Below are 11,121 nucleotides of genomic sequence, written 5' to 3' on the forward strand. Positions count from 1 at the left end.
CCCGCCTACTTCTATGGCTGCTAGCCGATCTGACCGAAGATGTCGATCCGATCGCCCTCGACCAGGCTCACAATCGCGCGCTTGGTGTCGGGACGCTTGCCGAAACCGGTGCGGGTGCGCTTGCGCTTGCCCTGCCGGTTGATCGTGTTCACGCTGGTGACCTTGACCCCGAAGATCTGCTCAACGGCGATCTTGACCTGGGTCTTGTTCGCGGTCTTCTTCACCAGGAACGTGTACTTGTTGTTCTCATCGATCAGGCCGTAGCTCTTCTCAGAGACGACCGGCTTGATGATGACGTCGCGCGGGTCGGCGATCTTCTCCATCAGGCGTCTGCCCCTTCACTCGAATTGGCCGACCCTGCCGACAAACGCGCCACGACCTGGTCGTACGCCTCCTGGGTGAAGACCACGTCGTCGTGGCAGAGCACGTCGTAGGTGTTGAGCTGCCCGGAGTCCAGCAGGTGGACCTCGGGAGCGTTGCGCAGGCTCAGCCAGGTCAGCTCGTCGGCCTCGTCGACGACGAGGAGGACGGTCCTGGACTGGGTGATCTTACGCAGGGCCTCCAGAGCCGCCTTGGTCTTCGGCGTCTCGCCGGTGACCAGGCCACTCACCACGTGCACGCGACCGCCGCCGGCCCGGTCCGACAGGGCGCCACGCAGGGCGGCGACCTTCATCTTCTTGGGCGTCCGCTGCGAGTAGTCGCGCGGCACCGGGCCGTGGACGACGCCACCACCGGTGAACTGCGGCGCGCGGGTCGAGCCCTGACGGGCGCGACCGGTGCCCTTCTGGCGGTACGGCTTCTTGCCGCCGCCCCTGACCTCACCACGAGTCTTGGCCTTGTGGGTGCCCTGCCGGCGAGCGGCGAGCTGGGCCACGACCACCTGGTGGATCAGCGGAATGTTGACCTTGGCGCCGAAGATGTCTTCGGGCAGGTCGACGGTGCCGGCCTTGCTACCGCTGGCGTCGAGGACGTCAATGCTGGTCACTTGGCAGCCCCCTTCTTAGCAGCGGTACGGACGAGGACCAGGCTGCCGTTGGCGCCGGGGATCGCACCCTTGATCAGGATGAGACCGTTCTCGACGTCGATGGCGTGAACCTTGAGGCTCTGCACGGTGGTGCGGACGTTACCCATCCGACCAGCCATGCGCAGACCCTTGAATACGCGGCCCGGGGTGGCGCAGCCACCGATGGAACCCGGCGAGCGGTGCTTGCGCTGCGTACCGTGCGACGCGCCCAGACCCTTGAAGCCGTGCCGCTTCATGACACCGGCGAAGCCCTTGCCCTTGCTCTTGCCCGTCACATCGACGAACTGGCCGGCCTCGAAGGTATCGGCCAGCAGCTCCTGGCCCAGGGTGTAGTCGCTCGCGTCGTCGGTGCGGATCTCCGCGAAGTAACGGCGCGGGGTGATGTCGTGCTTACGCAGGTAGTCGCCGAGCGGCTTGTTGACCTTCCGCGGGTCGACCTGTCCGAAGCCGAGCTGAACAGCGGAATAGCCATCCTTGTCGGCGGTGCGGACCCTGGTCACCACGCACGGACCGGCCTCCACCACGGTCACCGGAACCATCCGGTTGTCCGCGTCGAAGACCTGGGTCATGCCGAGCTTCTTGCCCAGGACGCCCTTGATCGTCTTAGCCATGTCAGTGCGTTCCCTCAGAGCTTGATCGAAATGTCGACGCCCGCGGGGAGGTCGAGCCGCATGAGCGAGTCGACGGTCTTGGGCGTCGGGTCGATGATGTCAATCAGCCGCTTGTGCGTGCGCATCTCAAAGTGCTCGCGGCTGTCCTTGTACTTGTGCGGCGAGCGGATGACGCAGTACACGTTCTTCTCGGTCGGCAGCGGCACCGGGCCCGCGACCTTCGCGCCAGTCCGCGTCACCGTCTCGACGATCTTCTTGGCCGAGCTGTCGATGACCTCGTGGTCATAGGCCTTAAGCCGGATGCGGATCTTTTGTCCCGCCATAGTGGCCTCGGTGTCCTTCGCTGTCGTCTGAAAAAGTATCGTGCGGCCTGTTGCCGCTGTTCGTGCGGGTCGAACCCGCACGGCCCCACGTGACAGACGTTGTCGATCTGCCGTTTTCTTCCGTGATCCGGCAGTTACTTCGGTCACTCCGAAGCCACTGCGAGATCACGGCTTTCCCGTGGAGCCTGAGGGCGGAAGCCGTAGGGACTCCTGCCCTCGTGGCGCGGCGGTCGGCCTTCTTCCGAGGGCCGACCGCCGCCCCGCGATCGTACTACTTGATGATCTTGACGACCCGGCCGGCGCCGACGGTGCGGCCACCCTCACGGATCGCGAACTTCAGACCGTCCTCCATGGCGATGGGCTGGATCAGCTCAACGCGCATTTCGGTGTTGTCGCCCGGCATGACCATCTCGGTGCCCTCGGGGAGGTGCACGACACCGGTCACGTCAGTCGTACGGAAGTAGAACTGCGGGCGGTAGTTGTTGAAGAACGGCGTGTGGCGGCCGCCCTCGTCCTTCGACAGAATGTAGACCTGGCCGTCGAACTCGGTGTGCGGGGTGGTCGTGCCCGGCTTGATGATGCACTGGCCGCGCTCGACGTCGTCGCGCTTGATACCACGGAGCAGCAGCGCGGCGTTGTCGCCCGCGTGACCCTCGTCGAGCATCTTGTTGAACATCTCGATGCTGGTGACGGTGGTGGTCGTCTTCTCGGTCTTGATGCCGATGATGTCGACCTGCTCGTTGATCTTGACGACACCGCGCTCGATACGGCCGGTGACGACCGTGCCACGACCGGTGATCGAGAAGACGTCCTCGACCGGCATGAGGAACGGCTTGTCCGTCTCACGGGGCGGCTCGGGCACGTTCTCGTCGACCGCGTCCATCAGCTCGATGATGCTGTCGGCCCACTTCTGGTCGCCCTCAAGAGCCTTGAGCGCGGAGACGCGGATGACCGGCAGGTCGTCGCCGGGGAACTCCTGAGCGGACAGGAGCTCACGGACCTCGAGCTCGACGAGCTCCAGGATCTCCTCGTCGTCGACCATGTCGGACTTGTTAAGGGCCACGACGATGTAGGGGACGCCGACCTGGCGGGCCAGGAGGACGTGCTCCTTCGTCTGCGGCATCGGGCCATCAGTGGCGGCGACCACGAGGATCGCACCGTCCATCTGCGCGGCACCGGTGATCATGTTCTTCACGTAGTCGGCGTGACCGGGGCAGTCCACGTGGGCGTAGTGGCGCTTCTCGGTCTGGTACTCGACGTGCGCGATGGAGATCGTAATTCCGCGGGCCTTCTCCTCGGGCGCCTTGTCGATCTTGTCGAACGGCGTCGCCTTGTTCAGCTCGGGGAAACGGTCGTGAAGCACCTTGGTGATCGCCGCGGTGAGCGTGGTCTTACCGTGGTCGATGTGCCCAATGGTGCCGATGTTCATGTGCGGCTTGTTCCGCTCGAACTTGGCCTTGCCCACTGGTTCTCTCCTTGAGAATCTGTCTGACTTTCGTCTACACACTCGGGCCCGGGTGATCCCGAACCCCTAAGCGGTGAGGCGGCTCGCACCGCCCCACCAGAGGCCGAAGCCCCTTAACGGCTGGGCGAAGCCCGGCCGGGGGTCCCGGGACTATTCGCCCCGGGCCTTCGCGACGATCTCCTTGGCGATGCCCGGGGGCACCTCCGAGTAGGAGTCGAACTGCATGCTGTAGCTCGCGCGCCCCTGCGTCTTGCTACGCAGGTCGCCCACGTAGCCGAACATCTCAGAAAGCGGTACGAGCGCCGAGACGACACGGGCGCCTGCCCGCTCGTCCATCGCCTGGATCTGTCCGCGGCGACCGTTGAGGTCACCGATGACGTCACCCATGTAGTCCTCGGGCGTGGTGACCTCGACGGCCATCATCGGCTCGAGGAGTACAGCATCGGCCTTGCGAGCGGCCTCCTTGAAGGCCATCGAGCCGGCGATCTTGAAGGCCATTTCCGAGGAGTCGACGTCGTGCGCGGCACCGTCGATGAGCGTCACCTTCACGCCCACCATCGGGTAGCCGGCCAGCACGCCGAACTCGGCGGCCTCCTGAGCACCCGCGTCGACCGAGGGGATGTACTCCCTCGGGACACGGCCACCGGTGACCTTGTTCTCGAACTCGTAGCCGTCGTTGCCTTCGCCCAGCGGCTCGAGCTTGATGATGACCCGCGCGAACTGGCCGGACCCACCCGTCTGCTTCTTGTGGGTGTAGTCGACCTTGTCCACCGTGCGGCGGATGGTCTCGCGGTAGGCCACCTGCGGACGACCGACGTTGGCCTCGACCTTGAACTCGCGACGCATACGGTCGACGAGGATCTCCAGGTGAAGCTCGCCCATGCCCCAGATGACCGTCTGGCCGGTCTCCTCGTCACGACGGACCTGGAAGGACGGGTCCTCCTCGGCCAGCCGCTGGATCGCGGTCGACAGCTTCTCCTGGTCGCCCTTGGTCTTGGGCTCGATCGCGACGTTGATGACCGGAGCCGGGAACGTCATCGACTCGAGCACGACCTGGTTGGCCGGGTCGGACAGGGTGTCGCCGGTCGTGGTGTCCTTGAGACCCATGACCGCGACGATCTGACCGGCGGAGGCAACCGGGCGCTCTTCACGCTTGTTAGCGTGCATCTGGTAGATCTTGCCGATCCGCTCCTTCTTGCCCTTCACCGAGTTCACGACCTGTGAACCCGCCTCGAGCGTGCCGGAGTAGATGCGGATGTAGGTGATCTTGCCCAGGTGCGGGTCGCTCGCGATCTTGAAAGCGAGAGCGGAGAACGGCTCGGTCGGGTCCGCGTGACGTACGACGACCTTCTCCTCGTTGCCGACCGCGTGGCCCTCGAAGGCCGGGATGTCGGTCGGCGCGGGGAGGTAGGCGACCACCGCGTCGAGCAGGGGCTGAACGCCCTTGTTCTTGAACGCGGTGCCGGTGAGAACCGGGTTGATGGCGCTGGACAGCGTCGCGCGGCGGATGGCCGCGACCAGCTGCTCCTCGGTGGGCTCGATGGCCTCGAGGAAGAGCTCCATCATCTCGTCGTCGTTCTCGGCGACGGTCTCGACGAGCTTGTCACGCCACTCGCGAGCTGCTTCGGCGTGGTCGGCCGGGATGTCGACGACGTCGTACATCTCGCCCTTGGCCGCGTCCTCGCTCCAGAGCAGGCCCTTCATCTTCACCAGGTCGATGACGCCGCGGAAGCCGGCCTCGACGCCCCAGGGAAGCTGGATGACCGCGGGAGTCGCGGCAAGACGGGTGACCATCATGTCGACGCAGCGGTGGAACTCCGCGCCGACCCGGTCCATCTTGTTCACGAAGCAGATGCGGGGGACGTTGTAGCGGTCGGCCTGACGCCACACCGTCTCTGACTGCGGCTCGACGCCCGCGACACCGTCGAACACGGTGACCGCACCGTCGAGGACACGAAGGTTGCGCTCGACCTCGATGGTGAAGTCGACGTGGCCCGGGGTGTCGATCAGGTTGATCGTGTGACCGGCCCACTCGCAGGTCGTCGCGGCAGACGTGATCGTGATGCCACGCTCCTGCTCCTGCTCCATCCAGTCCATGGTGGCTGCGCCGTCGTGGACTTCACCGATCTTGTAGTTGATGCCGGTGTAGAACAGGATGCGCTCAGTCGTGGTGGTCTTACCCGCGTCAATATGGGCGATGATCCCGATGTTTCGGACCTTCGCCAGGTCAAGGGCGGTCGTTGCGGCCACTTCTCTCGCGTCCTCGTCGTCTCGTCGAACCCGCCGGGGTTACCAGCGGTAGTGGGCGAAGGCCTTGTTGGACTCGGCCATCTTGTGGGTGTCCTCGCGCTTCTTGACGCTCGCCCCGAGGCCGTTGCTGGCGTCGAGGAGCTCGTTCATGAGGCGCTCGGTCATGGTCTTCTCGCGGCGGGCGCGGGAGTACTGCACCAGCCAGCGCAGGGCCAGGGTCGTGCTGCGCGCGGCGCGCACCTCGACCGGCACCTGGTAGGTCGCGCCACCAACGCGACGGCTGCGGACCTCAAGGGTCGGCTTGACGTTGTCAAGCGCGCGCTTCAGGGTGACGACCGGGTCGTTGCCCGTCTTGTCCCTGCAGCCCTCAAGGGCGCCGTACACGATCGACTGCGCGATGGAACGCTTGCCGTCCAGGAGCACCTTGTTGATCAGAGCGGTGACCAGGGGCGAGCTGTAAACCGGGTCAGACATGAGCTGACGGCGGCCGGGAGAACCCTTGCGAGGCATAGTTAGCTCTTCTCCCTCTTCGCGCCGTACTTGCTGCGAGCCTGCTTACGGTTGCGGACACCCTGGGTGTCCAGCGAACCGCGAATGATCTTGTAGCGGACACCCGGCAGGTCCTTCACACGACCGCCGCGCACGAGCACGATGGAGTGCTCCTGCAGGTTGTGGCCCACACCCGGGATGTACGCCGTGACCTCGATGCCGTTGGTGAGCCGCACACGGGCCACCTTGCGCAGTGCCGAGTTGGGCTTCTTGGGGGTCGTGGTGTAAACGCGCTGGCAAACACCTCGCCGCTGCGGATTCGCCCTTAGGGCAGGAGTCTTGGTCTTGGCGACCTTGTCCTGCCGGCCCTTGCGGACCAACTGCTGAATAGTGGGCACTGCCACTCCGTTCGTGCCTTGGCCGGTAATACGTCTGTTGTTCATTCGCAGGTTCTGCCGGTGTCATGACCTGCTGGTTTTCCCCGTCTCGGCGCCCCCGCGCTCGGGCGTGTCGCGCACTTCGCACAGACACATCCGAGAGGACTTCGAGCCAGGAAGCCGTCCGGCGCTCCCAAATATGAGCGCACAGCCGAGAGCCCGCTAACGACGGGCACGATGCTCTAGACTACCCAGGCCCACGCGACACGTCAAAGCAGCGCGACAAAGCGGACAACGCTTCTGCCACTACTGCCGGTCGCTGGGCCTCTTCGATGCATGCCCGGCTACTGCTCCGCGCCTATCATATCCGGCCCGGGGAGTGTTTGGTCGCGGTTCCCCTGGACGCCGCGCGCGGCGCTGCATCGGCGCACCGGCCCCTGGGCCGTCCGGGCAGTCCCCGGCACACCCTCCCACCACCCGAACGGCCCAGAGGGCGCACGTAGCGGCGCACAGTCCTATCTGTCGGTAAAAAGCACCGCGCCCGGATCGCAGCGATCCGGGCGCGGTGCTTCAAAGAGCGACTAGCGGTTGTACTGACCGAAGTCGTACTCCTCCAGCGGAACGGCCTCGCCGCTACCGGTGCCGAAGGTGTAGTCGGCCGCAGAACCGTCGTATCCACCAACGGTGTACATGGCCGCCTTGGCCTCTTCGGTCGGCTCGACCCGGATGTTGCGGTACTGGGGCATGCCCGTACCGGCCGGGATGAGCTTACCGATGATGACGTTCTCCTTCAGGCCCAGGAGCGAGTCGGACTTGGCGTGGATCGCCGCGTCCGTCAGGACCCTGGTCGTCTCCTGGAAGGAGGCCGCCGACAGCCACGACTCGGTGGCGAGCGACGCCTTCGTGATGCCCATGAGCACCGGACGGCCGGCGGCCGGAGCGCCACCCTCCGCCACCGTCTCGCGGTTCATCTGCTCGAAGCGCGGGCGCTCGACGAGCTCGCCGGGCAGCAGGTCGGTCTCGCCGGACTCCAGCACGTTCACGCGCTTGAGCATCTGCCGCACGATGATCTCGATGTGCTTGTCGTGGATCGACACACCCTGCGAGCGGTAGACCTGCTGGACCTCCGCCACCAGGTGCAGCTGCACGGCCCGCGGGCCGAGGATGCGCAGCACCTCGTTGGGGTTGACCGCACCGGCGACCAGCTGCTGGCCGACCGTCACACGCTGGCCGTCGGAGACCTGCAGGCGCGAACGCATCGAGACCGGGTAGGCGATCTCCTCCGAACCGTCGTCCGGAGTGATGACGAGCTTGCGCGACTTGTCGGTCTCGTCGATGCGGACCCTGCCCTCGGCCTCGGAGATCGGGGCGACACCCTTGGGGATGCGCGCCTCGAAGAGCTCCTGGACACGGGGCAGACCGTGGGTGATGTCCGCGCCCGCCACACCACCGGTGTGGAAGGTACGCATCGTCAGCTGCGTGCCCGGCTCGCCGATCGACTGGGCGGCGATGATGCCGACCGCCTCGCCGACGTCAACGAGCTTGCCGGTCGCCAGCGAGCGGCCGTAGCAGGTCGCGCAGACGCCGATCTTGGCCTCGCAGACGAGCGCGCTGCGCGTGCGGACGGTCTCGATGCCGGCCTCGACCAGCGCGGTGACGTGGATGTCGTTGATGTCGACACCCGCCGCCACGACGACCTTGCCGTCGACCTCGACGTCCTCGGCCAGGATGCGGCCGTGCACGTTGGACTCGGCGTTCTCCGCCTTGACCAGGTTGCCCGCGGAGTCCCGCTCGCCGACGTGCAGCGGGACCGCGCGGTCGGTGCCGCAGTCGATCTCACGCACGATGACGTCCTGCGCGACGTCCACCAGACGACGGGTCAGGTAACCCGAGTCGGCGGTACGCAGGGCGGTGTCGGCCAGACCCTTCCGCTGTCCGTGGGTGGAGATGAAGTACTCCAGCACCGACAGGCCCTCGCGGAAGGAGGCCTTGATCGGACGCGGGATCGTCTCACCCTTGGTGTTGGACACCAGGCCACGGATACCGGCGATCTGACGCACCTGCATCTTGTTGCCTCGGGCACCGGAGTTGACCATCATCCAGACCGGGTTGGTCGCCGGGAAGGCGTTGACCATGTCGGTCTCGACGTCGGCCGTGGCGTGCGTCCAGATCTCGATGAGCTCCTGACGGCGCTCCTCGTCGGTGATCAGGCCGCGCTCGTACTCGCGCTGAACCTTGTCGGCCCGGCGCTCGTAGTTCTCCATGATGTCGGCCTTGTTCGGCGGCGCGACGACGTCGTCGATCGAGATCGTGACGCCGGAACGGGTCGCCCAGCGGAAGCCGGCGTCCTTGAGCGCGTCGAGCGAGTTGGCCACGTCGACCTTGGGGTAGGTCTCGGCCAGCTCGTTCACGATCGTGGACAGCTGCTTCTTGCCGACCTGGAAGTTGACGAACGGGTAGCTCGCCGGGAGCGTCTGGTTGAACAGGCACCGGCCGAACGTCGTCTCCAGGCGGATCGGGTCACCCTGCTCCCAGCCCTCCGGCGCGACCCACTCACGGGGCGGCAGGACGTCCTTGAGCCTGATCTGGATCTTCGCCTGAATATCCAGCTCGTGGCGGTCGAAGGCCATCTGGGCCTCGGCGATCGAGCCGAAGACCCGGCCCTCACCCGTGGCGCCGTCCTTGTGGGTGGTCAGCCAGTAGAGGCCGATGACCATGTCCTGGGTGGGCATCGTCACGGGCTTGCCGTCGGCCGGCTTGAGGATGTTGTTGGTCGAGAGCATCAGGATGCGGGCCTCGGCCTGGGCCTCAGCCGACAGCGGCAGGTGCACGGCCATCTGGTCGCCGTCGAAGTCCGCGTTGAACGCGGTGCAGACGAGCGGGTGGATCTGGATGGCCTTGCCCTCGACCAGCTGCGGCTCGAACGCCTGGATGCCCAGGCGGTGGAGCGTCGGAGCGCGGTTGAGCAGCACGGGGTGCTCGGTGATGACCTCTTCGAGCACGTCCCACACGACCGGACGCGCCCGCTCGACCATCCGCTTGGCCGACTTGATGTTCTGGGCGTGGTTGAGATCGACCAGCCTCTTCATCACGAATGGCTTGAACAGCTCCAGCGCCATCTGCTTGGGCAGACCGCACTGGTGCAGCTTGAGCTGCGGGCCGACGACGATGACCGAGCGGCCGGAGTAGTCGACTCGCTTGCCCAGCAGGTTCTGGCGGAAGCGGCCCTGCTTGCCCTTCAGCATGTCGCTGAGGGACTTGAGCGGACGGTTACCGGGACCGGTGACCGGGCGACCGCGACGGCCGTTGTCGAACAGCGCGTCGACGGCCTCCTGGAGCATCCGCTTCTCGTTGTTCACGATGATCTCGGGGGCACCGAGGTCGAGCAGACGCTTGAGGCGGTTGTTCCGGTTGATGACCCGGCGGTACAGGTCGTTCAGGTCGGAGGTCGCGAACCGGCCACCGTCGAGCTGCACCATCGGGCGCAGGTCCGGCGGGATGACCGGAATGCAGTCGAGCACCATGCCGCGCGGCGAGTTGGTGGTGTTGAGGAACGCCGACACGACCTTGAGCCGCTTGAGCGCGCGGGCCTTCTTCTGGCCCTTGCCGCTGCGGATCGTCTCGCGCAGGTTCTCAGACTCGACGTCGAGGTCGAAGCTGATCAGACGGTCCTGGATCGCCTGCGCGCCCATGCCGCCCTTGAAGTAGCGGCCGAAGCGGTCGCGCATCTCGCGGTAGAGCAGCTCGTCGCCCTCAAGGTCCTGGACCTTGAGGTTCTTGAAGCGGCTCCAGACCTCGTCGAGCCGGTCCAGCTCGCGCTGGGCCCGGTCGCGAAGCTGACGCATCTCGCGCTCGGCGCCCTCACGAACCTTGCGGCGCTGGTCGCCCTTGGCGCCCGCGGCCTCAAGCTCGCCCAGGTCGCCTTCGAGCTTCTTCTGCCTGGCCTCGACGTCGGCGTCACGGCGCTGCTCGATGTGCTGCCGCTCGACGGAGATCTTCGCCTCCAGCGACGGCAGGTCACGCTCACGCATCTCGGTGTCGACATGCGTGATCATGTACGCCGCGAAGTAGATGACCTTCTCCAGGTCCTTCGGGGCGAGGTCGAGCAGGTAGCCAAGGCGCGACGGGACGCCCTTGAAGTACCAGATGTGCGTGACGGGCGCGGCCAGCTCGATGTGGCCCATCCGCTCACGACGCACCTTGGCGCGAGTCACCTCGACGCCACAGCGCTCACAGATGATGCCCTTGAACCGGACGCGCTTGTACTTGCCGCAGTAGCACTCCCAGTCGCGGGTCGGACCGAAGATCTTCTCGCAGAAGAGTCCGTCCTTTTCCGGCTTGAGGGTGCGGTAGTTGATGGTCTCTGGCTTCTTCACCTCGCCGTGCGACCACTGGCGGATGTCGTCGGCCGTCGCGAGGCCGATCCTGAGCTCGTCGAAGAAGTTGACGTCTAGCATTTTGTGCGATCTCCCCCTCAGACTTCTTCCACGCTGCTCGGCTCACGCCGGGACAGATCGATGCCGAGCTCTTCCGCGGCGCGGAAGACGTCCTCGTCGGTGTCACGCATCTCGATGGACATGCC

At 65.8% G+C, this 11,121-nt stretch carries 9 protein-coding genes; all 9 read right to left on the reverse strand.

Translation table 11 applies throughout. The annotated features are described in order from the left end of the window. Window positions 1-20 precede the first annotated feature (20 nt). The 9 genes from rplW to AB0J16_RS49040 all read right to left on the reverse strand — a co-directional run bounded on the left by rplW (window position 21) and on the right by AB0J16_RS49040 (window position 10,996). Window positions 21-323 carry a 50S ribosomal protein L23 gene (rplW, locus tag AB0J16_RS49000; protein WP_221519391.1) on the reverse strand — a complete coding sequence of 101 codons (303 nt, stop codon included), beginning with the start codon at window positions 321-323 and terminating at the stop codon, window positions 21-23. Then, window positions 323-985: a 50S ribosomal protein L4 gene (rplD, locus tag AB0J16_RS49005; RefSeq protein WP_357948166.1), complete on the reverse strand. Its 663-nt coding sequence runs from the start codon at window positions 983-985 to the stop codon at window positions 323-325. The genes rplW and rplD overlap by 1 nt, the downstream gene beginning before the upstream one ends. Then, window positions 982-1,635 (reverse strand): 50S ribosomal protein L3, encoded by a 654-nt coding sequence (rplC, locus tag AB0J16_RS49010; protein ID WP_225293952.1) that lies wholly within the window; start codon window positions 1,633-1,635, stop codon window positions 982-984. Before rplC ends, rplD begins: the two co-directional genes overlap by 4 nt. A 14-nt stretch (window positions 1,636-1,649) precedes the next feature. After that, a complete protein-coding gene (rpsJ, locus tag AB0J16_RS49015) occupies window positions 1,650-1,958 on the reverse strand; it encodes a 30S ribosomal protein S10 (protein ID WP_012887830.1) in 309 nt (102 codons plus the stop codon). Window positions 1,959-2,229: 271 nt separating this feature from the next. Continuing rightward, the gene (tuf, locus tag AB0J16_RS49020) at window positions 2,230-3,423 is read right to left on the reverse strand and encodes an elongation factor Tu (RefSeq protein ID WP_358553086.1); all 1,194 of its coding nucleotides are present in this window, start codon (window positions 3,421-3,423) and stop codon (window positions 2,230-2,232) included. Between the two features lie 150 nt (window positions 3,424-3,573). Then, window positions 3,574-5,673, reverse strand: a complete 2,100-nt coding sequence (gene fusA, locus AB0J16_RS49025; RefSeq protein WP_358553088.1) for an elongation factor G — start codon at window positions 5,671-5,673, stop codon at window positions 3,574-3,576. A gap of 39 nt (window positions 5,674-5,712) precedes the next feature. Further along, window positions 5,713-6,183, reverse strand: coding sequence for a 30S ribosomal protein S7 (gene rpsG, locus AB0J16_RS49030; protein WP_138670613.1), 471 nt, complete (start codon window positions 6,181-6,183; stop codon window positions 5,713-5,715). A 2-nt stretch (window positions 6,184-6,185) separates the two neighbouring features. Then, on the reverse strand, window positions 6,186-6,560 hold the full coding sequence (rpsL, locus tag AB0J16_RS49035; protein WP_214633169.1) for a 30S ribosomal protein S12: 375 nt from the start codon (window positions 6,558-6,560) through the stop codon (window positions 6,186-6,188). Window positions 6,561-7,120: 560 nt separating this feature from the next. After that, window positions 7,121-10,996 (reverse strand): DNA-directed RNA polymerase subunit beta', encoded by a 3,876-nt coding sequence (locus tag AB0J16_RS49040; protein WP_358553090.1) that lies wholly within the window; start codon window positions 10,994-10,996, stop codon window positions 7,121-7,123. Window positions 10,997-11,121 lie beyond the last annotated feature (125 nt).

This window comes from Nonomuraea sp. NPDC049750 (assembly GCF_040659625.1).
Taxonomy (GTDB): Bacteria; Actinomycetota; Actinomycetes; order Streptosporangiales; family Streptosporangiaceae; genus Nonomuraea.